Origin of the sequence: Chryseobacterium gwangjuense, assembly GCF_021311115.1 — a bacterium.
Classification (GTDB): Bacteria; Bacteroidota; Bacteroidia; order Flavobacteriales; family Weeksellaceae; genus Chryseobacterium; species Chryseobacterium gwangjuense.
The window spans coordinates 211,319-236,618 of record NZ_JAJTNP010000005.1 but is presented as its reverse complement, the minus strand read 5'-3'; the positions used below and the strand labels follow the sequence as shown (position 1 = coordinate 236,618).

The 25,300-nt window shown below is 34.6% G+C and carries 21 protein-coding genes and 2 tRNA genes; 13 read left to right on the top strand and 10 right to left on the bottom strand.

Annotated features, from left to right (window positions below; all coding sequences use genetic code 11):
- The first annotated feature begins 25 nt into the window (after nucleotides 1-25).
- From LV842_RS11680 to LV842_RS11655, 6 genes are all read left to right on the top strand, one after another.
- Nucleotides 26-1,297 carry an alpha-amylase family glycosyl hydrolase gene (locus tag LV842_RS11680; protein WP_233111637.1) on the top strand — a complete coding sequence of 424 codons (1,272 nt, stop codon included), beginning with the start codon at nucleotides 26-28 and terminating at the stop codon, nucleotides 1,295-1,297.
- A 106-nt stretch (nucleotides 1,298-1,403) separates the two neighbouring features.
- Nucleotides 1,404-1,844, top strand: coding sequence for a hypothetical protein (locus LV842_RS11675; RefSeq protein ID WP_233111636.1), 441 nt, complete (start codon nucleotides 1,404-1,406; stop codon nucleotides 1,842-1,844).
- Between the two features lie 91 nt (nucleotides 1,845-1,935).
- Nucleotides 1,936-2,730 (top strand): thymidylate synthase, encoded by a 795-nt coding sequence (locus tag LV842_RS11670; RefSeq protein ID WP_233111635.1) that lies wholly within the window; start codon nucleotides 1,936-1,938, stop codon nucleotides 2,728-2,730.
- 111 nt (nucleotides 2,731-2,841) lie between these two features.
- Nucleotides 2,842-4,170 carry a serine hydrolase domain-containing protein gene (locus tag LV842_RS11665; protein WP_233111634.1) on the top strand — a complete coding sequence of 443 codons (1,329 nt, stop codon included), beginning with the start codon at nucleotides 2,842-2,844 and terminating at the stop codon, nucleotides 4,168-4,170.
- Nucleotides 4,171-4,219: 49 nt separating this feature from the next.
- Nucleotides 4,220-6,733: a M1 family metallopeptidase gene (locus tag LV842_RS11660; protein WP_233111633.1), complete on the top strand. Its 2,514-nt coding sequence runs from the start codon at nucleotides 4,220-4,222 to the stop codon at nucleotides 6,731-6,733.
- A 211-nt stretch (nucleotides 6,734-6,944) separates the two neighbouring features.
- Nucleotides 6,945-8,273, top strand: a complete 1,329-nt coding sequence (locus LV842_RS11655) for a hydroxymethylglutaryl-CoA synthase family protein (protein ID WP_233111632.1) — start codon at nucleotides 6,945-6,947, stop codon at nucleotides 8,271-8,273.
- 66 nt (nucleotides 8,274-8,339) lie between these two features.
- Here LV842_RS11655 and LV842_RS11650 read toward each other — a convergent pair whose 3' ends face one another.
- A complete protein-coding gene (locus LV842_RS11650) occupies nucleotides 8,340-9,539 on the bottom strand; it encodes a dicarboxylate/amino acid:cation symporter (protein WP_233111631.1) in 1,200 nt (399 codons plus the stop codon).
- Between the two features lie 94 nt (nucleotides 9,540-9,633).
- On the opposite strand from LV842_RS11650, the gene LV842_RS11645 reads away from it, so the two are divergent.
- From LV842_RS11645 to LV842_RS11635, 3 genes are all read left to right on the top strand, one after another.
- The gene (locus LV842_RS11645) at nucleotides 9,634-10,554 is read left to right on the top strand and encodes a DnaJ C-terminal domain-containing protein (protein ID WP_233111630.1); all 921 of its coding nucleotides are present in this window, start codon (nucleotides 9,634-9,636) and stop codon (nucleotides 10,552-10,554) included.
- A 3-nt stretch (nucleotides 10,555-10,557) separates the two neighbouring features.
- Entirely contained in the window at nucleotides 10,558-10,860 is a 303-nt protein-coding gene (locus LV842_RS11640; protein ID WP_233111629.1) for a chaperone modulator CbpM, read from the top strand.
- Nucleotides 10,861-11,053: 193 nt separating this feature from the next.
- Nucleotides 11,054-11,581 carry a hypothetical protein gene (locus LV842_RS11635; protein ID WP_233111628.1) on the top strand — a complete coding sequence of 176 codons (528 nt, stop codon included), beginning with the start codon at nucleotides 11,054-11,056 and terminating at the stop codon, nucleotides 11,579-11,581.
- A gap of 55 nt (nucleotides 11,582-11,636) precedes the next feature.
- Here the strand turns inward: LV842_RS11635 and LV842_RS11630 are convergent, their stop codons facing one another.
- A complete protein-coding gene (locus tag LV842_RS11630; protein WP_233111627.1) occupies nucleotides 11,637-12,620 on the bottom strand; it encodes a PLP-dependent cysteine synthase family protein in 984 nt (327 codons plus the stop codon).
- A 68-nt stretch (nucleotides 12,621-12,688) separates the two neighbouring features.
- The gene (locus LV842_RS11625; RefSeq protein WP_233111626.1) at nucleotides 12,689-13,918 is read right to left on the bottom strand and encodes an ABC transporter permease; all 1,230 of its coding nucleotides are present in this window, start codon (nucleotides 13,916-13,918) and stop codon (nucleotides 12,689-12,691) included.
- Between the two features lie 4 nt (nucleotides 13,919-13,922).
- Here LV842_RS11625 and LV842_RS11620 point away from each other — a divergent pair, with 4 nt between their 5' ends.
- Complete coding sequence (locus LV842_RS11620; RefSeq protein ID WP_233111625.1) at nucleotides 13,923-15,119, top strand: exo-beta-N-acetylmuramidase NamZ family protein; 1,197 nt, start codon at nucleotides 13,923-13,925, stop codon at nucleotides 15,117-15,119.
- 53 nt (nucleotides 15,120-15,172) lie between these two features.
- Here the strand turns inward: LV842_RS11620 and LV842_RS11615 are convergent, their stop codons facing one another.
- From LV842_RS11615 to LV842_RS11585, 7 genes are all read right to left on the bottom strand, one after another.
- Nucleotides 15,173-15,379: a hypothetical protein gene (locus tag LV842_RS11615; protein ID WP_233111624.1), complete on the bottom strand. Its 207-nt coding sequence runs from the start codon at nucleotides 15,377-15,379 to the stop codon at nucleotides 15,173-15,175.
- Between the two features lie 5 nt (nucleotides 15,380-15,384).
- Nucleotides 15,385-16,041: a DUF3575 domain-containing protein gene (locus tag LV842_RS11610; protein ID WP_233111623.1), complete on the bottom strand. Its 657-nt coding sequence runs from the start codon at nucleotides 16,039-16,041 to the stop codon at nucleotides 15,385-15,387.
- 11 nt (nucleotides 16,042-16,052) lie between these two features.
- Nucleotides 16,053-17,228: a thioredoxin family protein gene (locus LV842_RS11605; protein WP_233111622.1), complete on the bottom strand. Its 1,176-nt coding sequence runs from the start codon at nucleotides 17,226-17,228 to the stop codon at nucleotides 16,053-16,055.
- Nucleotides 17,229-17,331: 103 nt separating this feature from the next.
- Nucleotides 17,332-17,404: transfer RNA gene (locus LV842_RS11600), tRNA-Phe, on the bottom strand.
- Nucleotides 17,405-17,521: 117 nt separating this feature from the next.
- Nucleotides 17,522-17,594: transfer RNA gene (locus tag LV842_RS11595), tRNA-Phe, on the bottom strand.
- Between the two features lie 98 nt (nucleotides 17,595-17,692).
- Nucleotides 17,693-19,534: a lysophospholipid acyltransferase family protein gene (locus LV842_RS11590; RefSeq protein WP_233111621.1), complete on the bottom strand. Its 1,842-nt coding sequence runs from the start codon at nucleotides 19,532-19,534 to the stop codon at nucleotides 17,693-17,695.
- Between the two features lie 22 nt (nucleotides 19,535-19,556).
- A complete protein-coding gene (locus LV842_RS11585; RefSeq protein WP_233111620.1) occupies nucleotides 19,557-20,795 on the bottom strand; it encodes an aspartate kinase in 1,239 nt (412 codons plus the stop codon).
- Between the two features lie 314 nt (nucleotides 20,796-21,109).
- Between LV842_RS11585 and fbp the strand changes: the two genes are divergently transcribed.
- The 3 genes from fbp to LV842_RS11570 all read left to right on the top strand — a co-directional run bounded on the left by fbp (nucleotide 21,110) and on the right by LV842_RS11570 (nucleotide 25,149).
- The gene (gene fbp / locus LV842_RS11580) at nucleotides 21,110-22,126 is read left to right on the top strand and encodes a class 1 fructose-bisphosphatase (RefSeq protein ID WP_233111619.1); all 1,017 of its coding nucleotides are present in this window, start codon (nucleotides 21,110-21,112) and stop codon (nucleotides 22,124-22,126) included.
- Nucleotides 22,126-23,130 carry an o-succinylbenzoate synthase gene (gene menC / locus LV842_RS11575; RefSeq protein WP_233111618.1) on the top strand — a complete coding sequence of 335 codons (1,005 nt, stop codon included), beginning with the start codon at nucleotides 22,126-22,128 and terminating at the stop codon, nucleotides 23,128-23,130. The genes fbp and menC overlap by 1 nt, the downstream gene beginning before the upstream one ends.
- A gap of 345 nt (nucleotides 23,131-23,475) precedes the next feature.
- Nucleotides 23,476-25,149 carry a glutamine--tRNA ligase/YqeY domain fusion protein gene (locus LV842_RS11570; RefSeq protein WP_233111617.1) on the top strand — a complete coding sequence of 558 codons (1,674 nt, stop codon included), beginning with the start codon at nucleotides 23,476-23,478 and terminating at the stop codon, nucleotides 25,147-25,149.
- Nucleotides 25,150-25,300: the final 151 nt, after the last annotated feature.

Sequence of the window (25,300 nt, the reverse complement as noted above, 5' to 3'; positions counted from 1 at the left end):
GAGCTCAACATATAAATAAAACACTATGGATTTTCCGAAAGAATGGAAGCATACGACTAATATCTACGAAGTAAACGTAAGACAATATACCGAAGAAGGAACTTTCAGAGCGTTTGAAAAAGAAATGCCCCGACTTAAAACGATGGGTGTGAAAACACTTTGGTTTATGCCTATTACTCCTATTGCCCAGCAAAATAAAAAAGGAAGTATGGGAAGTCCTTATGCCGCTTCAGACTATGTTTCTATCAATCCTGAATTCGGAACGTTGGCAGATTTTAAACATCTGGTGAATGCTGCACACAGATTAGGCTTAAAAGTTATTATAGATTGGGTAGCAAATCATACGGGTTGGGATCATGTCTGGACGAAAACGAATCCTGAATTTTATCTAAAAGATCCGGATGGTAAATTTCATATTGCCTCAGGAATGGATGATATTATTGAGCTGGATTACAACAATCAAGAGATGAGAAAAGCTATGATTGATGCCATGAAATTTTGGGTAAAAGAAACTCATATCGATGGTTTCAGATGTGATTTGGCATCTTGGGTTGAAGTTGGTTTTTGGGAGCAGGCAAGACCTGAAGTGGAAACGGTAAAACCTCTTTTTTGGTTAGGAGAATTTGATGAGCTGGAAAACCCTGAATATGGAAAAGTATTTGATGCAAGCTATTCCTGGAAATGGATGCATGCCTCGAATGACTATTATAACCAAAACCAGCCATTACAGGATCTCAAAAACTTACTGGCAAGATATACCGAAATAGGAGACGGTTCTATGAGAGCGTGGTTTACGACCAATCATGACGAAAATTCATGGAATGGTACAGAATATGAAAAATACGGAGCAATCACCCAACCAATGGCTGTTTTCTCAGTAACCTGGAATGGAGTTCCTTTATTATATTCAGGACAAGAATTACCTAATAACAAAAGGTTGGAATTTTTTGAAAAAGATCCTATTCAATGGACGAATAGTTATCAGAATGCCGGTTTTTATAAAACATTACTGAATCTGAAATCTTCCAATCCTGCTTTAAGAGGAGGAGATCCTGCTGCTACAACTCATCTTCTGAACACGACTGCCAATGATAAAATTTTAGCTTACCTCAGGAAAAATGGAAAAGATGAGGTTTTGGTGGTGTTAAATATGTCAAAAGAACCGGTTGATTTCAATATTGAAGATGATCATTTATCTGGAGTGTTCAGCAATATTTTTGAGGGTTCTAATCGAGACTTTGATCAAGAGAAAGGTTTTAATTTTCAGATATCGGATTATGCGGTCTTTGAGAAATAGTTTTATTCTGATAGACCCTGATCCAAAAAACCGGAAAACTAATTATAAAAATTTACGATTATTCATTATTGATAAGTTGTAATGAATAATATTTTTAAAAGAAAGAATGAATAAACAACAGATATTAAGTGTTTTACAAATAAAAATTGCAGAGAAAATCCACAATTTTGAAAATCTCATCGCTGAAACAAGAGCTTCAAATAATGATACCAAAAGCTCGATGGGAGATAAATATGAGACCGGAAGAGAAATGCTTCAGCAGGAGATCAATAACCTTCAAAGGCAGCTCAATGAAACATTAAGCCAACAGAATATCCTTCAGAAAATAACTTCCGAAGCTTCCTTAAAAGTGCAGAACGGAGCATTGGTAAAAACGGATAAAGGATTATTTTATGTTTCAGTTTCAATGGGTGAAATCATTTTGGATAGTCAAAAAATTATGACTGTTTCAGCAGAATCGCCATTAGTAAAAGCTATGTTGGGTAAGAAGAAAGAAGATCATTTTAGTATTAATAATGTCCAGCAAACGATTGAAGAAATCTGGTAAAATCAAAATTAAAACTGTTTAATTTATGATCTATGATAATAGAAAATCACTAAGTTTTTTCTAAATTTGAACACTATAAATCGCTTTCGAAATGCAAAATTATTTAGACCTTTTACAACATATTTTAGATAACGGAACAGACAAAACAGATAGAACGGGAACGGGGACGAGAAGTGTTTTCGGATATCAGTTGAGATATGACCTGTCGAAAGGTTTTCCTTTGGTAACGACCAAAAAAGTGCATTTGAAATCTATTATTTACGAATTGCTTTGGTTCTTAAAAGGTGATACCAATATCAAATATTTAAAAGATAATGGAGTTTCAATCTGGGATGAATGGGCAGATGAAAACGGAGATTTAGGTCCTGTTTACGGAGCACAATGGAGGTCTTGGAACGGAGCAGACGGAAAAATTGTCGATCAGATTACAGAAGTGATCGATCAGATCAAAAAAAATCCTGATTCCAGAAGGCTGATTGTTTCTGCCTGGAATGTAGCAGAAATTCCGAATATGGCTTTGGCTCCTTGTCATGCTTTATTTCAGTTTTATGTAGCAGACGGAAAGTTGTCGCTCCAATTGTATCAGAGAAGTGCAGACGTTTTCCTTGGAGTACCTTTTAATATTGCGAGTTATGCATTGTTGTTAATGATGGTTGCGCAGGTTTGCGATTTGGAAGTCGGAGATTATGTTCATAGTTTTGGCGATGTTCATATTTATAATAACCATTTCGAGCAGGTGAAAAAACAGCTTTCAAGAGAAACAAGATCACTTCCGACAATGAAGTTAAATCCTGAAATTAAAGATATTTTCGGTTTCGATTTTGAAGATTTTACCTTAGAAAACTACGATCCGCATCCTGGAATTAAAGCACCTGTTGCGATTTAAAGATTTCGATTCAATAAAAATTAAATATAAAGCATAAAGTGAAGTGTAAAACTTCACTTTTTTTGTAACATCTTTTGAAATTTTTCAACCTATTGATCAAATCTCAAAAGTATGTTAAAAAAGTTGCTTTTTCTATCAGCGATCGGTGTTTCAAGTGTCGCTTTCTCACAACAGAATATAAAGGAAAAACTAGGGAATTATTTCGATTCTTTGTCTGTTCATCATAAAGTAATGGGAAGTTTTGCATTTGCGGAAAATGACCGCCCGACTTTCGTTAAGGTGATCGGATTTTCTGATGCTGAAAAAAAACAAAAGGCAAATGTGAACACGCAATATCGAATTGGTTCAATCAGTAAAACGTTCACAGCGGTTTTGGTGATGAAAGCCGTTGAAGAAAAGAAGATTTCTTTGGATCAAAAACTTTCTGAATTTTACCCAGAAGTTCCCAATGCAAACAAAATTACGATTGAAAATTTATTGCAGCACAGAACCGGAATTCATAATTTAACCAACGAAGCCGAATACTGGCAATACAATACCAAACCTCAGACAGAGAGCAGTTTAGTTAACATCATTAAAAAATATAAAAGTGATTTTGAACCGGGTTCAAAACACGAATACAGCAATTCAAATTATATCCTGCTAGGTTTTATTCTTGAAAAGGTGTACAAAAAAACTTATGCAGAATTAATCAAAGCTAAAATTACAAAACCTTTAAAACTGACGTTGACGGAGGTTGGAGGGAAAATCGATACTTCAAAAGATCAGGCAAAATCTTACCAGTTTACAAACGGAAAATATGAAATTTCCAATGAAACCGATATGAGCATTCCGATCGGAGCTGGAAACATTATCTCGACACCAAGAGACCTTTTGACTTTTATTCTTGGTCTGGAACAAGGAAAATTAATCAAAAAGGAAAGCCTGGAAAAGATGAAAACCTTTGTAGATAATTACGGATATGGGCTGGTAAAAGTTCCGTTTGGTAAATATTGGGGATTCGGACATACTGGCGGAATTGATAATTTCAGATCGGCATTGTTTTATTTTCCGGATATAAAAACGGCGGTAAGTTTTACAACGAACCAGGCAGATATGGATACCAACGAGATTTCTATCAAAATGATGGAAACTGCAACAGGAAAAGACTTTGAAATGCCCAATTTTAAAACGTTGGAAATTTCGGAAACCGAATTGCAGAAGTTTGTAGGAAACTATGTATGCCGGGATTTCCCTTTAAAAATCAATATCTTTATCGAGGATAAAAAACTCATGGCACAGGCAACCGGACAAGGTGCATTTCCGCTGGAAGCCACTTCAAATACTAGTTTTAAATTTGACACAGCAGGAATTGTGATCGACTTTTACCCTGCCAAAAAACAGTTTATCATTACGCAGAGAGGAACAAAAAATACTTTCACAAAAGAAATTACAAAATAGAGGTCAATACTATTTTTGACATTTAATAAAAATATAATTCAAAATAATAATGAAAAAAGCCATTTTATCGATTGCTTTATTGGGTGGAATTTTCTTTTCCACAAATGTAGCAGCACAAACCGAAACTTCAGGAAGAGAAAAGGTGTACAGAGCCACTCATACAAAAGTAACGGAACTAAAACATACGAAACTTAAAGTAAATTTTGATTATCAGAAGGAACAAATGAACGGAGAAGAATGGCTGACTGCCGCTCCTTTTTTCTATCCTACTAACGAATTAACATTGGATGCAAAAGGAATGCTGATTCATGAAGTGGCTTTGGATATCAATGGCAAAAAATCTCCTTTAAAATATGATTATAAGGATGATGTTTTAAAGATCACTTTAGACAAAACCTACCAGAAAAATCAGGATTACACGGTTTATATCAAATATACAGCACGTCCGAATGAAGTAAAACAAGAAGGAAGTGCTGCAATTAATGATGCAAAAGGATTATACTTCATTAATGCTCAGGGAAAAGATCCGGATATGCCGACACAGATCTGGACTCAGGGAGAAACGGAATCTTCTTCTGCATGGTTCCCGACTATTGATAAATCTAACCAGAAAACAACTCAGGAAATTTATATGACCGTTCCTGATAAATATGTAACGCTTTCCAACGGACTTTTAAAAGATTCTCAGAAAGAAGCGAATGGTTTGAGAACAGATCATTGGGTAATGGATAAAAGACATTCTACCTATCTTTTCTTCATGGGAGTAGGTGAATATGCAATTGTGAAAGACAAGTGGAGAAATATTGCAGTGGATTATTATATCGAAAAAGAATACGAACCTTATGCAAAGCAGATCTACGGAAACACGCCGGAAATGATCGAGTTTTTCTCTAAAAAATTAGGGTATGACTATCCTTGGTCAAAGTATGCACAGATTTCAGGAAGAGATTATGTGAGTGGTGCAATGGAAAATACGACAGCAACCCTTCATGGAAGTGATATTTTACAAAAACCAGGACAATTAATTGATGAAAATACCTGGGAAGATACAATTGCTCACGAATTATTCCACCAATGGTTCGGAGACTTAGTAACTGCAGAAAGCTGGAGTAATTTAACAGTAAATGAATCTTTCGCGAACTATTCAGAATATCTTTGGAACGAATATAAGTACGGAAAAGATCAGGCAGATTATCACCAGATGATGGATGTCAATATGTATCTTACCACGCCGGGAAATTTTGAGAAAAATTTAGTGAGATTTAATTATGATTCCCGTGAAGATGTTTTCGATTTGGTGACGTATCAAAAAGGAGGAGGAATTCTTCATATGTTAAGAAATTATCTTGGTGATGATGCTTTCTTCGCTGCATTGAATGACTATTTGAAAACGTATGAATATCAGAACGGAGAAGCTCACCAATTAAGATTATCTTTTGAAAAAATTTCAGGAAAAGACTTAAACTGGTTCTTTAATCAATGGTATTTCGGAAACGGAAACCCTAAAATCAAATATTCTTATACTTTCGAACCGGTTAAAAAACAAATTGCAGTTGTTATCGAACAAACGCAGGAGCAGCCATTCCAGTTTCCTTTAGCAATTGATGTTTATGAAAACGGAAAACCGAAAAGATATAACGTTTGGGTAAATGCGGAGGCAAAAAATACCTTCAATTTTGATGTTTCTAAAAATGCAGATTTGGTAAATATTAATGCAGACGGTGTGTTGTTAGCAGATATTACAGATACGAAAACTCCTGAGCAAAATTTAATGCAGTTTTTAGGTTCTAAAGAATTTAAAAGCAGATTTGCTGCATTGAACGGAATTAAAGATCAGGTAGGAAAAAATCCTGCAGCAACAAAATTATTGGCAGCAGCCGTTAAAGATCCTTTCTTCAGAGTAAGAATGAGAGCTTTAAAGCTGATGGATTTATCCAACCCGGAACAATTCAAAGCAATGGGAGCTGATGCTGAAAAACTGGCTGCAAACGATCCGAAAACTTTGGTTCAGGCAGCGGCAATTTTAGCGTTGGCAAAAACAAAGGATAAAAAATATCTTCCGATTATGGAAAAAGGAGTGAATGCTGTTTCCAACGCTGTAAAAGCAAGCTCTGTAAGTGCAATCGTCGGAATTGATCCATCTAAAGCAAGTACACTAGCAGATAAAATTGATTTGGAAGGTGCTCCGGACAATTTATTGGAGAAACTGTTGCCGATTATTGTGAAAAATAAAGTGACTTCTCAAATGTCAAATATTGCTCAGGTTGCGGCTTTCTATCCTTTTGTTAAATTCCAGAATCCTGAATTAGGAAAATCTGCGGAAGAGGGATACAACTGGATTATGAGCTCTGATAATCTGAAAGCAACAGAAAGCATCACAAAAATGTTGGGTCGTGCAAAAGGACAGATGGGAGATAATCCTCAGGCAAAAATGATGATCACTCAGATGCTAAAAGATGGGTTAAATAAGAAAATGGAACTTTTAAAACAAAACCCTCAAAGTGCTGCAAGTATTAATAAACAGATCGATGCGATCAATAAAGCCATTGAAGATTTTAAATAAATTTCAATCAAAATAGTGTATTAGAAATAGAATAACCGTTGTTTTTGCAACGGTTATTTTTATGAATACAACACTTATTTAATTGTGTATTGGAACAAATTTGCACTATTCTTGATGCAAAATATTTTTACTCAATTTTTGTAAAGATTTTATAAAAATCATATTTAAGTAAACATTTACATTTTTTAAATTCGTAATAAAAATAAGTTATATGGCAGTTGGAATTGAGGCAGCAAGTTATTATGTGCCTTCTTTGTATTTGGAAATTAGAGATTTGGCAGAAAAAAGGGGAATTGAACCGGCAAAGCTGGAAAAAGGTTTGGGATTACATAAAATGGGGCTTCCTGATGTACATGAAGATGCGGCAACTTTTGCAGCGGAAGCTTTATTGAAACTGATTAAAGATTATAATATCGACCCAAAAGAAATATCAAGAATTTATTTAGGAACAGAAAGTGCTTTGGATGCTGCAAAACCAACAGCTTCTTATGCCATGCAAATGGTAGAAAAAACGCTGGAAGCAGAATTTGGAGCAAGAGTTTTCAAAAATTGTGATGTGGTAGATATGACTTTTGCCTGTATCGGAGCAGTAGATGCGTTGCACAATGCTGTAGATTTTGTAAGGGTGAATCCTGAGAAAAAAGCAGTGGTTATTGCAAGTGATTATGCCAAATATGAGTTGGCTTCTTCAGGAGAATATACACAGGGAGGAGGTGCCGTAGCTGTTTTGGTCTCTTCAAAACCTGATTTAATTGAAATTGAAAACAATTGGGGCATTGCTACGGAAAGTGTTTTTGATTTTTTCAAACCAAGAAGGCATTTCAAAAAAGAAGATTTAACGAATGCCCCTGAAGACTTCCCTGAGAATATTGAAATTTTTACAGATGAACCTGTTTTTGATGGTCACTACTCTAATCAATGTTATCAGGATAGAATCAGAGAGGCGTATGATCATTATAAAGAGATTACCGGAGAAAAGAAACCGTATGAAGCATGGAAATACCTTATTTTTCATCTTCCTTATGCTTTCCACGGGAAAAGAGTGTTCACGGAAATTTACAGCTTAGAAAACGGCTTATCTTACGAAACTCCTGAAGAGCAAAAAGCGGTTGCTAAATCTGAAGAATATATTCAGTTTATTAATGATAAAATTGAAAAATCACAAAGAGCCTCTTCAGAAATCGGAAATATGTACACCGCTTCAATTTTTATGGCGCTGCTTTCTGCATTACAGACTTCTTTTAACGACAATGAAGAATTGGCAGGACAAAAAATCGGGTTTTTAGGATATGGAAGTGGCTCAAAATCTAAAGTTTTTGCCGGAAAAATTTCTGAAAACTGGAAGAATGTGGTGGCAAAATGGAATTTGTTTGAAGAGTTGAAAAACAGAACGGCAGTAGATTTCGATACGTATGAAAAACTTCACAGAAAACAATTGAAACATTCTGTTAATGAAAATTGCAAAGGTTTTGGATTGAAATCGATGGAACTGGAAAATCCTGTTTTGAAAGGAGCGAGGTATTATGATTATCAAAAGTAAATAATAAATAAGGCATCTCATTTTGGGATGCTTTGTTTTAATTCTAAACTAAAGAGCTATTTGAAATCAAACTTTCACAAACCGACTCACAAACATGGATGCAACCAATTGGCCGACTGCATTTAAAACGGTCGCTAAAGGATCAACCAAAGTTCCGATAATCATCACTGCTGGAATGGCTTCCTGTGGTAACTTATAAACGGAAATCATCAGCATTTCACCGATATAACCTCCATTTGGAATTCCACCGGCAACGATGCTTACAAAAACAGTAATTCCTAAAGCCAGCAGTAAGTTCATCGGATCAAAAAAATCTCTTCCGATAATTAAAAAAGCTACATAAATTTTAATAATGGAAGACATCGAAGAACCGTTTTTATGCAACGTTGTTCCAATCGGAATCACAATATTTGAAATCTGGCTTGGAATTCCAATTTTTGCTGCAGCCTGTAAATTTGCAGGCATTGTTGCAAAGCTGCTGCATGTACTTAAAGCGGTTAATGTCGGAAAAGCTGCATTGGTCCAAAAACTTTTTATCCCGTTTCTACCCTTAGCCATAAATGCATACAATGAATAAAATACGAAGAAATAAACGATTCCTGCAATATAATATAATCCTAAAGGTTTAGCATAAAATCCGAAAAGCTGAGGTCCTAATGTTGCAACTTGATAAGCAAAGTAAGCACCCAAACCAATCGGTGCTACTTTCATGATTAATAGAAGTAATTCTTTCATAACTTCATATCCGGAAGCAATAAATATTCTGAATGGCTGTCCTTTTTCTCCTGCTTTTCTTGCCGAAAACCCTGTCATAAAAGCAAAAATTAAAAGAGCCAACATATTTTGTCTTGAAAAAAGCTGGGTAAATTCGCCAACGGTAAAAAATCCTACAATTCTATTGCCCCAACTGTCATTATTCGTTGCTTCTTCCACAATTTCCTTACTTCCTGAGACTCCTGAAACAGGGAACAGGTACACCGCACAAATAGTGAAAATAGCTGCTGTTAAAATGAAAAACAGAAACGTTAAAGCCATGATAAGCATGATTTTTCCAAACTTAGACTGCTGTTCTAATGATGCAATGGAATTGGAAACTGCAAAAAATACCAACGGAACAACACTTACAAAAAGAAGGTTAAGAAAGATGTCACCTAAAGGTTTTAAGTAATTTACAAGATTGGGTGCAGCAATTCCGATGATGCTTCCAATAGTGATTCCCAAGAGTAAAAGTAAAATACCGGAGTAGTTTTTCAACACTTCTGTCATGTTGTGCTTTTTGATCAAAGATAGCTTAATTTTTAACATTCTGTTGTATAAAATTCAGTCATAAAATCCTTAAATTTGAGTAAATATCGTTTCTATGGCTTATATAGATTACTATAAAATTTTAGGCTTAGACAAGAGCGCAACCCAGGAAGATATCAAAAAAGCATATCGGAAATTAGCAAGAAAACTGCATCCGGACCTTAATCCTAATGATAAGGAAGCGGAAAAAAAATTCAAAGAGCTCAACGAAGCCAATGAAGTTCTGAGCAATGCAGAAAACCGTGCAAAGTATGACAAATACGGCGAACATTGGAAGCATGGTGAGGAATATGAAAAATCCCAACAACAGGAACAAAGACAATATCAAAGTCAATCAGGAAATTTCGGCGGAGGATTTTCCGGGGCTGATTTTGGAGAAGGAGAGGATTTCTCAGATTTTTTCCAGAATATGTTTGGTGGAACAGGAGGTGGTTTCGGAAGAAGTTCGAGAGGGAGTGCTTCCGGAAAATTTAAAGGGCAGGATGTACACGCGGAATTGAATTTAAGTTTAAAAGATGCTGCCACTACACATCCGCAGACTTTTGAAATTAATGGGAAGAAAGTAAGAATCACGATTCCTGCGGGAGTTTATGACGGACAACAAATTAAGTTGAAAGGTCATGGAAACCAAGGCTTCAATGGCGGTCCAAGCGGAGATTTATATATTACTTTCAATATTGCATCTGACCCGAATTTTGAAAGAATTGATAATGATTTAAAAACAAAGGTTTCCATTGATTTATATACAGCCGTTTTAGGCGGAGATGTAAAAGTGAATACGTTGGTTGGAAGCGTTAATCTGAAAGTGAAACCCGAAACGCAGAACGGAACCACGGTAAGATTGAAAGGAAAAGGTTTTCCGATGTACAAAAAAGACGGCGAATTCGGAGATTTATTTGTGACGTACGAAGTGAAGCTCCCCACGAATCTTACGGAAAAGCAGAAAGAATTTTTTGAACAACTTAAAAATTCATAAGCCATGAGTGAAAGAATATCACGAGAAGAACTCGTAAAAATATACAATATCGAAATCACTTTTTTTGATGAACTGGTGGATTCCGGACTGTTGAATATTCAGACCGAAAATGAAACCCGTTATCTGATGTATGAAGATCTTCCGGTTTTTGAAAAGTTTGCCAACTGGCATTATGATTTGGAAATTAATCTTCCCGGATTGGAAGTTATTCATGATATGTTGAAAAAAATGGAACATTTAAGACAGAAAAACCGTGAGCTGATGAATAAGCTTTCAGCGATGAGTGGCGGGTATGAAGATCTTTAGTGAAGAAGTAAGAAGTAAGAAGTAAGAAGTAAGAAGTGAGAAGTGAGAAGTGAGAAGTGAGAAGTGAGAAGTGAGAAGTGAGAAGTGAGAGGTTTTGGGGATGGTTGGAAAAATAGGGAGTTTTTAAGATGTTTTATTCGAAATTCAGACTATTTCTTTTAGCTTTGTAGGCTGTGAGAATAAATTAATACATATGAATGAAGAAAAGGTTATTGTTCTAAAACCTAAAAGAAAAGATTTCGAAGAAATATATTTTAGTGGAGATCAGGGAAGTTTGTTTTTTTCGTCCACTACGAGAGGGAAAACAATTACTACAGCAGTTGTAGGGCTGATTTTATTAATAATGCTTTTCTTTAAAGATGATTTTACCAAAGAAAAATTTGGGATTTTATATTTTGTGAGTTTTCTGTTTTTGCTTTGTGCAGTTTTTCTTTCGGTAAGTATCAATAAAGTTTCACGATGGAAAAAACAGGTGAATGGCTATTTAACTAAGCTTGAAAACTGCAATATTTACGAAATTACATTCGACCAAAGTTTCTTCATTGTAAACATTGACGACGAAAAAGAAACCAGTGAATGGAAAGATTTTGAATATTTCGACAGTAATAATGAGTTTATTACCCTGGAAGGAAAATACAATTATATGTTTCCGAGAAAATCAATGAGTGAGAAAGACTATAGCTTATTGAAACAGGTTTTAAAGAAAAATATTACGGAATAAAATAAAAAACTCAGAGCAAAATACTCTGAGTTTTATTTTTATAATGAAAAGTTGATTAATCCAACCAACCCATTTCTTTCATCCATTCATCGTTATAGATTTTTCCAACGTATCTTGAACCGTGGTCATGAAGAAGAACAACAATCACATCATCTTTTGTGAACTGATCTTTCATCTGAACCAAAGAAGCAATAGCACTTCCCGCAGAATATCCACAGAAAATTCCTTCCTCTTTAGCTAGTTTTCTAGCATAAACAGCACCGTCTTTATCTGTTACTTTCTCAAAATGATCGATCACAGACATATCATAGTTTTCAGGAAGAATATCTTCACCAATACCTTCTGTGATATAAGTGTAAGCGTTTCCTAAGTTAATTTCTCCTGTCTCGTGAATTTCCTTCAAAATAGAACCGTAAGTGTCAACACCAATTACTTTGATATCAGCATTTTTTTCTTTGAAGAATTTTCCACAACCTGTAATCGTACCTCCTGTTCCGGCTCCAACTACAAAATGAGTCAGTTTTCCTTCTGTTTGTTCCCAGATCTCAGGAGCTGTAGACTCGTAGTGAGCCGCTCTGTTCGATAAATTATCATATTGATTTACGTACCATCCGTTTTCCGTTTCTTTTGCTAATCTTTTTGAAACAGAATAGTAAGAACGCGGATCAGTAGGCTTCACATCTGTAGGACAAACGATTACTTCAGCACCTACTGCACGTAGAATATCACATTTTTCTTTTGACTGTTTTGCATTGGTTACGAAAATACATTTGTACCCTTTGATGATCGCTGCAAGAGCTAATCCCATTCCTGTATTTCCGGAAGTTCCCTCGATAATCGTTCCTCCAGGTTTCAATCTTCCGTCTTTTTCAGCATCTTCAATCATTTTCAGCGCCATTCTGTCTTTCACAGAGTTGCCCGGATTGAAGGTCTCTACTTTTGCTAAAACTAATGCCGGAAAGTCTTCTCCTAAAACTTTATTAAGCTTTACTAATGGCGTATTTCCGATAGTTTCAAGAATATTTTTTGCGTATTTCATAACTGTTTTATAAGCTCTGCAAAGATAAGATTTTAAATTGTAAAGAACGGCTCAGTAAGAACAATTGATTAGTTGTATTTAATCACTTTTACGGGCGAAATTTTACTGATCAGATAACTAGGAATGATTAAAGCAAGTCCGGAGATAATCAGGATTCCCAGAGAAATCGAGATGATCGCAATCGGGTTCAGATCTACAGGAACCGTGCTTACATAATAGTTTTCAGGATTAAGTTTGATCACGCCGAAAAACTTCTGAATTAAAATCAATCCGAGACCAATTGCATTTCCATACAAAAGACCTGGAATCATAATAATTAATGTATAGTTGATAAAAGTAGCTCTGATCTGAGAATTACTTGCTCCTAAAGTTTTAAGCAATCCGATAGAGTTTGTTCTTTCAATAATAAGAATCAAGAGAACCATGATAATATTGATAATGACCACGATCAGCATGATAATGATAATAAGAGCAATATTGGTATCATAAATGCTTATCCAGTCGGTAATCTGTGGAAACTTATCAGTAGCTTTTTCTGCATAGTTTTTATAACCGATCAATTGTTCAATTTCAGGATAGTCTTTATCAATGTCATTTACATTTTTCAGGAAAATATCTATACCACCTACTTCATCGGGTTTCATATCCTGAATTTTTCTTACATGATTGATGCCTCCAATAACAAATTGCTCATCAATCATTTTAATATCAGTTTTATAAATTCCTACAACTTCAAATTTTCTGTAAATAGGTTGCTGGTCAATTTTAGAAAAGATCGTAACGATGCTGTCTTTTACTTTAAGATGAAGATCGTTAGCAATTTTTTGTGAAATAGTAACTCCATGATTATAACCTACTTCTGTTACGATGGGAGTTCGTCCTTCAATTAAAAACTTTTTGAAACGTAAACTGTCAAAATCTTTTCCGACCCCTTTAAAAATAATGCCTGCAAAATTATGCTCATTCCGCATAATACCTGTTACAGTTGCATATTTTTGTATGCTTGCTACATCAGGAAGATCCTTTATCTTCTGAAGCTCTAATCCCTGATTATCAAGAATTGAAGTATTATAAGATGAATTGGATTTTGTAGACTTTATGGTAATATGCCCACTGAAATCGGCCAATCTTTCCTTAATCGCTTTCTTTGAGCCGAAGCCTGTAGAAACTGTAATGAGAGAAACAATGATCCCTAAAGCTACAGAAAGTCTGCCGATGAAGATGATAACCCTTGAGAGATTATTTTTGTTATCTTTGGAAAACGCTATTTTTCTAGAGAAATATAAAGGAAATTTCAAGCTTATGAATTTAGATTTCAAAATTAAAAATTTACTTCTTATTTGCCTAATTTTTTTAGGAGTATTCAATCAATATTCTTCTCAGACCCAAGATAAAATTGATTTCAGAACCGGAGCAGACCAGCCGGAACTTTACCTTCCAATGTTAAAAAACAAAACAATTGGAGTGGTTACTAATCAGACCGGGCTTATGAGTGACAGGACACATTTGGTAGATTTTTTGGTTAAAAATGGTATTAAAATTCAATCTATTTTTGCTCCTGAACATGGTTTTCGGGGCGATGCTGATGCTGGTGAAAAAGTAAAAAATGGAGTAGATGTAAAAACCGGAATCCCAATTGTCTCTTTATACGGAAACAATAAAAAGCCTAAACCTGAACAGTTGAAAGGAATTGATATCGTCGTTTTTGATATTCAGGATGTTGGAGTGAGGTTTTACACTTATATTTCAACGTTAACTTATTTAATGGAAGCCGGAGCAGAAAACAATGTAGAAATTATGGTTTTGGACAGACCCAATCCGCATGATGGTTATACAGATGGTCCGGTTTTAAAGAAAAAATGGGCAAGTTTTGTAGGCATGCATGAAGTTCCTGTTGTGTATGGTTTAACAATAGGAGAGTATGGGAAAATGGTGAATGGTGAGAAGTGGTTAAAAAATGAAGTTCAGGCAAAATATACAGTAATTCCTATGAGGGATTATCACAAAAAATTACGTTATCCTATTTTGGATAAGCCTTCACCGAATTTACCGAATGATAAAGCGATTAATCTATATCCAAGCTTATGTTTTTTTGAAGGAACACAAGTTTCTGTGGGAAGAGGAACAGATTTGCCATTCCAGATTTATGGCTCACCCTGGACAATGAATTTACCTTATCAATTTACTCCAAAACCTAATTTTGGCGCAAAAGATCCGTTCTTAAACGGGAAGTTGTGTTATGGTGAAAATCTTTCTGATTATAAAACCGATTTGAGAGCATTGAACTTAGAATGGGTAATTAAGGCATACCAAAATTATAATAATCCTCAATTAGATTTTTTTCTGAAAAATTTATGGTTTGATACTTTAGCGGGAACAAATAAGCTACGAAAACAAATCATTGCAGGAAAATCATTCCAGGAAATCAAAACATCATGGAAGTCTGATCTGGAAGATTTTGAAAAAATAAGAAGTAAGTATATTCTTTATAAAGATTAATTAATCTTAAAAAAAAGAGTCAATTGTAATTTTACAATTGACTCTTTTCTATTTTAATCAAAATGTTGAGGCGGGTTTTTATCGTTTTTGCCTTTATTCATAATAAAAAGACCGACTGTTAATCCAATTACTCCTGCCGCCGCAGTCATTAAGGCTCTCTCCATTTTATCTGCCTCTTCATTGCCTAAGTAATTCATTAAAAATAAAATTGCAAAGGTGAAAACGCAAACTAGAATATGATTTCTTCCGAATAATTTCATAGAAATTATTTTAATTGATAAGAGATCATTACACCGCCACGGTAAGGTAGCCATTCTCCACTTCTGTCCCACTCACGTCCCTTTCTGTCTTCTAGGTTATCATAACGATCACCACTTACTTTATCATATCCTTTGTAAAAACTTTGCATGGTTCCTATACCAAGATAAACATCTATGTTCCATCTTTCTTTCCATTTGAACTGATATCCGCCTACTGCTCCTATAATATACGTAAATCCTTTTTGATAAAGATTGGATTGTACATAAGGGGTTACTTCGCCATTTTTATGAGTATAAAGATCATCATTCCAGTAGTTCCATTTCTGTATGTTGAAAGCGCCTCCGGAAATATTGGCTCCGATATAGAATTTTTCGAAAGCTTTACTAAAATAATATCTTCCGTCAAAACCTAACAAATAAGCTTGTGCATGTTTTCCTGCAAAGGATTTCCAAGGAGAGATAAGTACATCACCTTGTAAAGTGAAGTTTTTGCTTAATTGATGCTCAATTCCCACATTTACAATACCAACAGGGATAAGTAAAGCATTGCCTTTTACATATACTTTTTTCTCAGATTCTTCCTGAGTAGGTTCTGCGGTTTGTGCGTTTATTGTGTTTAATGCAAATAATCCTAATAAGGATAATAAAATTTTATTTTTCAAAGTTTTACTATTTATTTGATTTGTTTTAATAATTCTTCTGCAAGACTAGCGTCTTTGTTGTTTTGGACTGCAATATTTCGAGACATTTCAGCAAAGTTTTTGGCATTTTCTTTATTTCCGGTCAAGAAATACAGCTTAGCTAAAATGTAGGTGTTTTCAGAATTTTCGCCACGCATTACAGATTGTTCTGCCCATTCAGCTGCTTTTTTTAAAGAAGAGACTGTTTTTACATGCTCAGAAAAAATCCATGCTGCTTTTAAAAGTTCGTTCGGTTCAAACGAATCTGTTTTTTTATAATATTCTAAAGCCGTTTTTTCGTATTCCGGAAAGTTGGCGTTTTGCTCGTAATAGGCCAGTTTGGTTTGGTTCAGCTTCGTTTTTGCTTCTTCTTTACCAACCAAAGGTTCGGCAGTTTTCATGAAATAATCATCATTGATCTTTTTGCTTTTTTCATCAATGGATTGTGCAACAACTTTAGATAAAATGAGTTGATGATCAAAGTCTGAATACATTTTTTCAGGTAAGAATTTAATAATTTCCGACTTTCTTGAAACAAAGACTTTATAATTAGGATCTTCTGTAGACTTTAAGAAGTAAAGTAAATATCCAATATCGTCTTTGGTTAGTTCTTCTGCTTTGTTTTTGTTTTCAAAATATCTTTCGGAAGCCTTTTTAGCAAATTCAAAATCTGAAGATGAGTTTAATTTAATGATATTGATCAAAAATTCAGGATCTTTTTCTCCTTTAGCAAATCGTTCTTTTAAAGAACCTTTAGCATTGTTGGGAGAGTTGATGTCTTGTGCCATAAGCAAGAACATCCCCGCTTCCATATATCCGTAGTTTTGAGAAACCAATTCTCCTTCACCGTTTAAGAAAAGGTAAGTAGGATAGGAGCGAACGCCAAATTTTACGGCAATTTCCCTCCCTTCTCCTTTTTCCATATCAATTCGGGCATTGACAAAACTTTTGTTGAAAAAATCCCCTATTGATTTTTGAACAAAAACGTTCTTTTCCATCATTTTGCAAGGACCACACCAGGAAGCGTAAGCATCTATGAAAACTAGTTTTTTTTCTTTTTTTGCTTTTGCCACTAAATCTTTAAAAGGAATATCTTGGAACTGAATTCCGTCCTGAGCGAAGGTGAAAAGAGAAATAAATACAAATAACCCGGAAATGATACTTTTCATTTTCAATCTGAAATTTAAAGAAGCGAAGATACTTATTTTTAAATGAATGTAAACTGACTCAGTTTAAAAACAAAAAAACCATCTCAATTGAGATGGTTTTAAGTGGTTTCTCCAGGAATCGAACCAGGGACACATGGATTTTCAATCCATTGCTCTACCAACTGAGCTAAGAAACCATTGGTTTTACTTCGTTTTTGAAGTGGTGCAAAAGTAATAATAATTATTAAATCCTGCAAATTTTATTTTAAAACAGTTTTGAAAAGAAAACCACCTTTTTACAGGTGGTTTTTAAGTGGTTTCTCCAGGAATCGAACCAGGGACACATGGATTTTCAATCCATTGCTCTACCAACTGAGCTAAGAAACCATTCTTTTTACTTCGTTGTTTTAAAGTGATGCAAAAGTAGTAAGTTTTGGTATATGAAACAAGTATTCATCCTACTTTTTTTAACAAAACTTAAAAACCTATTGATTTTCAGCCGAATTATTTTCCTGTTCTTTCCTTATTTGCTCGCTCATTTCCTCTAATACAGGCTTTATCGTGTTTTCAGGAAGATCACTGATTCGAATGTACATCAATCCATCAATGGCATCATTGAAGTTGGGATCTACATTGAAGGCAATCACTTTTGCGTTTTGCTTGATATATTTTTTGATTAAAACAGGTAATCTAAGTTCCGGTTCTAAATCATCGATGATTTTATCTAATTTGTTCAGATCAGATTCCATTTCATCAAAGAAAAGATTCTTATCTCTATCTCTGAGCTTTACTTTATATTCGTTTCTTGGGGTAATGTATTGAGCTACAGCAGAATCATAATAGTTTGAACGCATGAACTCAATCATCAAAGATTTTGAAAACTCAGAAAACTTATTGGAAATACTTACACCTCCCATCAAAAATTTATGATCCGGGTTTCTTAAGCAGACATGTACAATTCCTCGCCATAAAAGGAAAAGCGGAAGTGGTTTCTGCTGATATTCCTGACAGATATAAGCACGTCCCATTTCAATCACTTTTTTGAAGAAAGGGTGGATGTCCTGCTCAAATTCAAACAAAGAACTGGTGTAAAACCCTTTTATCCCGAATTTTTTCATGACGTCTTTCCCTAAAGCCATTCGGTAAGATCCTACCAGTTTTTCTTCAGCATTGTCCCAAAGGAAAAGGTGATGATAATGTTTGTCGTATTCATCTAAATCAAAAGGGAGGTTACTTCCTTCACCAACTGCGCGGAACGTAAGTTCTCTCTGACGCCCGATTTCCCTCATAATAGAAGGGATTTCTTCATAGGAAGTAAAATATACTTCATAATTTCCGTTACTGAAAAACATTTTGTCTGTGCCTTTCAGTTTACTGATGTCTTTAAGAATGTCTTCTTTCGGAGTTTCGTCGATGATATTCTGAACGATATTTTCTTCTCTGAGTAAAGGGAATTTTACCGATAAATTTTGAAGATTAATACTTTGGGCCAAAGATTTTCTTTTTTCGTAGTAAGATTTCATCATATAAACCTTACGTTTTAAGAATTCTCCCAATTCCTCGGTGGTTTCCATATCATCCATTGCTTTTACAGTGATGGGTCTTCCAATTCTGATTCTGATAGGTTTTTCTCTATCATTCATCATTTCTGCAGGAAGCATCAATGTTTGTAAACTTGGATGAAGTTTTGCAACCTGATAAAAAAGCCTGCTGTTTTTCGCATGAAAATACATAGGAACTACCGGAACTTTCGCCATTTTAATAAGCTTTAATGCCGGTTTTTCCCATTCTTTATCTAGAATTTCACCGTAAGGATTGTTCTTATTCGAAACTTCTCCTGCAGGGAAAATACCTATACAACCGCCGTTTTGTAAATGCTTTAATGTTTCGCGCATTCCGGATGAGCTGCTGTAAGCGTCTTTTCTGTTTTCAAAAGGATTTACAGAAATCACATATGGTTCCATAGGTTTGATTTTTTCCAAAAGGAAATTACCCATCACCTTAAAATCCGGACGGACTTCTGATAAGATTTTGCACATTAAAATCCCGTCTATTGCACCCAGTGGATGATTAGATACCAAGATAAACGGACCCGTCTTCGGAATTTTTGCCAAATCCTCTTCAAAAGCAATATAGCTTAGATTTCTTTCTCTTACAAATGAATCGAAAAAGTCTTTATCTTCCTTATCTTTTAGTTTGTCATATAATTTATTGACTTCATTTATTTTTGCAATGCTCATTACTGCAGCAGCAATAGGATTCTTTAGAAATCCCATTTTATTTAAGCCGGAAGCTTTTATCAAATCGTTTTTCGATATTAAACTCATGTGTGTTTCGATGCAATTTGTGTTATTTTGTTACCATTTGAAGTGTATTCTTCGAAATCTGCTCCAATAATACACTTTTTTCTTGGTAGAATTTATCAATGTTCCCCATCTTCGCATTTCTTACGGTAAATAAAGATACATTTTTTACAACTTCTGTTTCAAATACTTTTTGCAGTTCGTTATTAAGCTCATCAATAGTATTAAATTTGTCTTCCAAACATAAAGCTAGTGAAATTGCCGAATTCTGCATCAATGAAACTTTGATTTTATATTTAGATAAATATCCGAAAATTAAACTCATATGATCTTCTGCAATAAAAGAGAAGTCTCTGGTAGAGATTTTCAATAAAGTTTGATTTTCTTTTAATATATAAGATTCTTCGTGTTGATTTTGTTCAGATGCTCCCACCTTTGTTCCTTCTTTTGTAGGATCTACGAAAGATTTTACATAGAAAGGAATATTTTTTTGCTGAAGTGGCTGCAATGTTTTCGGGTGAATAACGCTTGCTCCATAATAAGCCATTTCTATGGCTTCTTCATAAGATATATTGGAAAGCAAAGTTACATCCTGAAATTTTCTTGGGTCACCGGTCATTACTCCGGGAACATCTTTCCAGATTGTCATTGCATCTGCATTTAAGCAGTAGGCAAAGATTGCGGCAGAGTAATCCGAACCCTCTCTTCCTAATGTTACCGTGAAGTTGTTTTCATCAGAGCCAATGAAACCCTGAGTTACATAGCACATTTCTTTATTCAGATGAGAAATGAATTCTTCAGTTTTTGCCCAGTCTACAATTCCTTCTCTGTAAGAATTGTCTGTTTTTACATAGTCTCTGGCATCCAACCATTGGTTGGTAAACTGAATTTCGTTTAAATATTCACTTACGATTTTTGTAGAAATCATTTCTCCACAGCTCACTACCTGATCGTAAACAAAACTGTAGTTTGGCGATTTATTTCTTCTTAAAAAAGAATCTATATCATCAAAAAATAAATTGATTTCTGCAAAAACAGCATGACCTTCAGGAAATAAACCTTCAGCAATCTCAATGTGTTTTAGTTTTATCTTTTCAATTTCCGTTTGATAGTTGTCCTTCTTGAAATAAAGTTCTACAACTTTTTCCAGTTCATTAGTTGTTTTGCCCATTGCTGAAATTACCAGCAAACATTTTGCAAACCCCTGGCTTTCTAAGACCATAGATACATTTTTCACACTTTCGGCATCCTTTACTGATGCTCCACCAAACTTGAAAATTTTCATTAAATTGTTAATAATAAAATTGTTAGATAAAAATTTATGAGAGTTTTTTACGGGTGTCAAAATTATAAATTTACAGCGAGATATGAAATAGCCTGATTATCGGATAGGCTTAAGATTTTATTAAAATCATAAATTAGAGTCAACTTTTCGTATTGCTTCAATAAAACGGGAGAATTTTTTGGGATAGATTTTTTTGTTAATGGTGAAATTTTTTTTGTATTATATTGATAAACAGTATTTAATGTCTTTTATTAAGAATGTTTTTTAATTGCGATAAATTTTACGAAATTTGGGGAAAACGTAAAAAGAAAAATATGTCAGAGCAACCATTACAGACTTTAGGAGAGTTTCTTATTGATAAACAGGAAGATTTTCAGTATTCTACAGGGGAGTTTTCCCGTCTTCTAAGCGCAATAAGATTGGCTTCAAAAGTGGTAAACAGAGAAGTAAACAAAGCAGGAATTGTAGATATTACAGGTGCTGCCGGAAACCAAAATGTTCAGGGTGAAGAACAACAGAAGCTGGATGTGATTGCCAATGAGATTTTTATTACGGCTTTGTCTCAAAGAGAGGTTGTTTGTGGGATTGCTTCAGAGGAAAATGATGATTTTATTGATATTAAATGCGGAGAAAACGGACATTTGAGTAAATATGTTGTACTGATTGATCCTTTAGACGGTTCTTCAAATATTGATGTCAATGTTTCAGTGGGAACAATTTTTTCAATTTACAGAAGAGTTACGGAACCAGGAACTCCGGTTCAGCTGGAAGACTTTTTACAAAAAGGAGTTAATCAGATTGCAGCAGGTTATGTAATCTATGGTTCTTCAACAATGATTGTGTATACTACCGGAAATGGAGTGAACGGATTTACATTAGATCCGTCTTTGGGTACTTATTACCTTTCTCATCCAAATATGCAGTTTCCAAAAACAGGTAAAATTTATTCTATTAATGAAGGAAATTATATCAAATTCCCTCAAGGTGTAAAAAACTACCTTAAATATTGTCAGATGGAAGAAGGGGACAGACCTTATACTTCAAGATATATTGGTTCATTGGTGGCTGATTTCCATAGAAATATGCTAAAAGGTGGAATTTATATTTATCCATCTTATTCACAAGCTCCAAACGGAAAGTTGAGATTGCTATATGAATGTAATCCAATGTCTTTCCTGGCTGAACAAGCGGGTGGTAAAGCGACAGACGGCTTCAGAAGAATTTTAGAAATTGAACCGACAGAATTACATCAAAGAATTCCTTTTTTCTGCGGAAGTATCGAAATGGTAGAAAAAGCAGAAGAATTTATGCGAATTGATAGCGTAAAATAATGACAGCAAAATATTCAAGATATTTATTAGAATTCAAACGCCCGAGTGGAACATCTCGCGGCGTTTTGTATGAAAAGGAAACCTTTATTCTGGAAATTTCTGAAAACGGGAAAAAAGGAATAGGGGAATGTGCAATTTTCAGAGGATTGAGCTTCGATGACAAACCGGAGTATGAAGAAAAGCTGCAATGGCTTTGTGAAAATATTAATAAAGATTCTGAATTTCTAAAAACAAAATTAAAATTATTTCCTTCTATTTGGTTTGGATATGAGCAAGCTGTCTCCAATCTAAAACATGGAGAGAATCTCTATTTTCCAAGTGATTTTACAGCTGGGAAAACTCCGATTACTATCAACGGGTTGATTTGGATGGGAGATATTCATTATATGGAAGAACAGATTCAGGATAAACTGGAAAAGGGATTTCATTGTATTAAATTAAAAATAGGGGTCAATTGGAAATCTGAGCATGAAGTTCTCCAAAAATTAAGACAAAAATTTTCAAAAGAAAGATTAGAGCTTCGCGTTGATGCCAATGGCGGATTTACTAAAGAAGAAGCGAAAACCGTTTTACAGCAATTGGCAGATCTAAATATCCATTCTATTGAACAGCCTATTAAAGCTGGAAACTGGAGCGAAATGGCAGAATTGTGTGCTGAAACTCCGACTCCGATTGCTTTGGATGAAGAGTTAATAGGAATTATTGATTTCAGCGAAAAGAAAAAATTACTGGAAACCATAAAACCACAATATATTATCTTGAAACCTGCTTTAGTGGGTGGTTTTGAAGGTTGTGATGAGTGGATTTCTCTTGCTGAACAACTAAATATCGGTTGGTGGATTACCTCGGCATTAGAAAGTAATATCGGACTGAATGCCATTGCTCAGTATACATTTATCAAAAATAATAAAATGCCACAAGGTTTAGGTACTGGTGGATTGTTTACTAATAACTTTGCTACTCAGTTAGAACTTAAAGGAGAAGAGCTTTACTTTAGAATTTAAACACCTAAAAAGTTCACAAAAAAAAATCAAACTACATTTTCTACAAAAATGACTTTTTTGATATAATTAACAAAGTCTGAGAATATGGATTTTACTTTTTTCATGGTATAGTGATATTTTTTTTAAAAATTTTACTACCTCGTTAGTGTTATTAGTCTGCTACAAAAATAACATTAAAAATCTTTACTTTATCAATTATTTGACGTTTTTTATCTATAATATGAAAAAAAGTAACAAATTGGTGAGTTTTTTAAGTTTCATGTAAAGACGATCTATTTTTTTTACCCCTTAAATTTTCTTAAATTTGCAAATTGTCGTAGTATTCGACATCTTAAAGCGAATTTAATGGAAGAAGAAAAAAAATCACTCAATTTTATTGAGCAAATTATCGAAGATGATTTGGCAAACGGTCTGAAAAATGATCAGATCCGTTTCCGTTTTCCGCCTGAACCAAACGGTTATCTGCATGTAGGTCATACAAAAGCGATCTGCATCAACTTCGGTTTGGGTGAAAAATACAATGCTCCCGTAAACCTTCGTTTCGACGATACGAATCCTGAGAAAGAAGAACAGGAATTCGTAGATTCTATTATGAAAGACGTTGAATGGTTAGGTTTCAAATGGGATAAAGTTTTGTACGCATCCGATTACTTCCAGCAACTTTACGATTGGGCGGTTCAGTTAATTAAAGAAGGAAAAGCTTATGTAGATGAGCAACCGTCTGAAGTGATTACTGAGCAAAGAAAAAATCCTGCAGAACCGGGAATTGAATCTCCGTTCAGAAATCGCCCTGTTGAAGAATCTTTAGACTTATTCGAAAGGATGAAAAACGGGGAATTTGAAAGTGGTTCAATGTCTCTTCGTGCAAAAATTGATATGGTTTCGCCAAATATGAATATGCGTGACCCTGTTATGTACAGAATTTTGAATAAGCCTCACCACAGAACAGGAACGGCATGGAAGATATATCCTATGTACGATTGGGCTCATGGTGAATCTGATTATATCGAACAAATTTCGCACTCACTATGTTCTTTAGAGTTTGAAAACCACAGACCATTGTATAACTGGTATTTAGATCAGGTATATGAAGAAGGTAAGGTGAAAAACAAGCAAAGAGAATTTGCAAGGATGAATGTTTCCTATATGATTACTTCCAAAAGAAAACTACAAAGGCTGATTGCTGAAAATGTAGTGAATGGTTGGGATGATCCAAGGATGCCTACGATTTCCGGAATGAGAAGGAAAGGCTTTACAGCCAATGCAATCAGAAATTTTATTGATAAAGTTGGGGTTGCAAAAAGAGAAAATTTAATTGAAATTCAGTTATTGGATTTCTGCGTTCGTGAGGATTTGAATAAAGTTGCGAAACGTGTAATGGCCGTTGTAGATCCTATTAAATTAGTCATTGAAAACTATCCGGAAGGGCAGGAAGAATGGCTAACTACAGAAAATAATAATGAACAGGAAGATGCAGGAACAAGAGAAATTCCGTTCTCTAGAGAATTATATATTGAGCGTGAAGATTTTAAGGAAGAGGCTGGAAATAAGTTCTTTAGATTGAGATTAGGAGGTGAAGTTCGTTTAAAATCTGCTTACATTATTAAAGGTGAAAGAGTAGAGAAGGACGAAAATGGAAACATCACAACAATTTACGCTACTTATGATGAAAAATCTAAGTCTGGAAGCGGAACTGAGGAAAGTCTGAGAAAAGTAAAAGGGACTATTCACTGGGTTTCTGCGAAACACGCGATTTCTGTGGAAGTAAGAAATTACGAGAAATTATTCACTGTGGAACAGCCTGATGCTGAAAAAGATGTAGACTTCCTAAACTTCATTAATCCGGAATCGGTAACAACAATTCAAGGATTTGCTGAACCTAGCTTAAAAGATGTGGCAGTTGGAGAACCTCTTCAATTCCAGAGAATTGGCTATTTCACGAAGGATCAGGATTCTACGGATACAAATTTTGTGTTCAATAGAACTGTGACCTTAAAAGACTCTTATAAGCCGGAGTAAAAATTTATTTATATAGTATAAATGAGACAGGGCTTAATTTTTTAAGTCCTGTTTTTTGTTTAAAACATCATCAAATCATAAAAAAATATTAGAAATTGTGAAAATTATACATTTATATACCAACTCATTCAAAGGGCTTTCGAACGAAAGC

Bases quoted from the DNA above. Each gene is read 5' to 3' on its own strand.
- LV842_RS11630 (WP_233111627.1), bottom strand. From the start codon at position 12,620: ATGAAATACGCAAAAAATATTCTTGAAACTATCGGAAATACGCCATTA.
- LV842_RS11635 (WP_233111628.1), top strand. From the start codon at position 11,054: ATGAATGAAGAAAAGGTTATTGTTCTAAAACCTAAAAGAAAAGATTTC.
- LV842_RS11570 (WP_233111617.1), top strand. From the start codon at position 23,476: ATGGAAGAAGAAAAAAAATCACTCAATTTTATTGAGCAAATTATCGAA.
- LV842_RS11620 (WP_233111625.1), top strand. From the start codon at position 13,923: ATGAATTTAGATTTCAAAATTAAAAATTTACTTCTTATTTGCCTAATT.
- LV842_RS11660 (WP_233111633.1), top strand. From the start codon at position 4,220: ATGAAAAAAGCCATTTTATCGATTGCTTTATTGGGTGGAATTTTCTTT.
- LV842_RS11605 (WP_233111622.1), bottom strand. From the start codon at position 17,228: ATGAAAAGTATCATTTCCGGGTTATTTGTATTTATTTCTCTTTTCACC.
- LV842_RS11585 (WP_233111620.1), bottom strand. From the start codon at position 20,795: ATGAAAATTTTCAAGTTTGGTGGAGCATCAGTAAAGGATGCCGAAAGT.
- LV842_RS11670 (WP_233111635.1), top strand. From the start codon at position 1,936: ATGCAAAATTATTTAGACCTTTTACAACATATTTTAGATAACGGAACA.
- LV842_RS11680 (WP_233111637.1), top strand. From the start codon at position 26: ATGGATTTTCCGAAAGAATGGAAGCATACGACTAATATCTACGAAGTA.
- LV842_RS11650 (WP_233111631.1), bottom strand. From the start codon at position 9,539: ATGACAGAAGTGTTGAAAAACTACTCCGGTATTTTACTTTTACTCTTG.
- LV842_RS11615 (WP_233111624.1), bottom strand. From the start codon at position 15,379: ATGAAATTATTCGGAAGAAATCATATTCTAGTTTGCGTTTTCACCTTT.
- menC (WP_233111618.1), top strand. From the start codon at position 22,126: ATGACAGCAAAATATTCAAGATATTTATTAGAATTCAAACGCCCGAGT.
- LV842_RS11645 (WP_233111630.1), top strand. From the start codon at position 9,634: ATGGCTTATATAGATTACTATAAAATTTTAGGCTTAGACAAGAGCGCA.
- fbp (WP_233111619.1), top strand. From the start codon at position 21,110: ATGTCAGAGCAACCATTACAGACTTTAGGAGAGTTTCTTATTGATAAA.
- LV842_RS11665 (WP_233111634.1), top strand. From the start codon at position 2,842: ATGTTAAAAAAGTTGCTTTTTCTATCAGCGATCGGTGTTTCAAGTGTC.
- LV842_RS11640 (WP_233111629.1), top strand. From the start codon at position 10,558: ATGAGTGAAAGAATATCACGAGAAGAACTCGTAAAAATATACAATATC.
- LV842_RS11590 (WP_233111621.1), bottom strand. From the start codon at position 19,534: ATGAGTTTAATATCGAAAAACGATTTGATAAAAGCTTCCGGCTTAAAT.
- LV842_RS11675 (WP_233111636.1), top strand. From the start codon at position 1,404: ATGAATAAACAACAGATATTAAGTGTTTTACAAATAAAAATTGCAGAG.
- LV842_RS11655 (WP_233111632.1), top strand. From the start codon at position 6,945: ATGGCAGTTGGAATTGAGGCAGCAAGTTATTATGTGCCTTCTTTGTAT.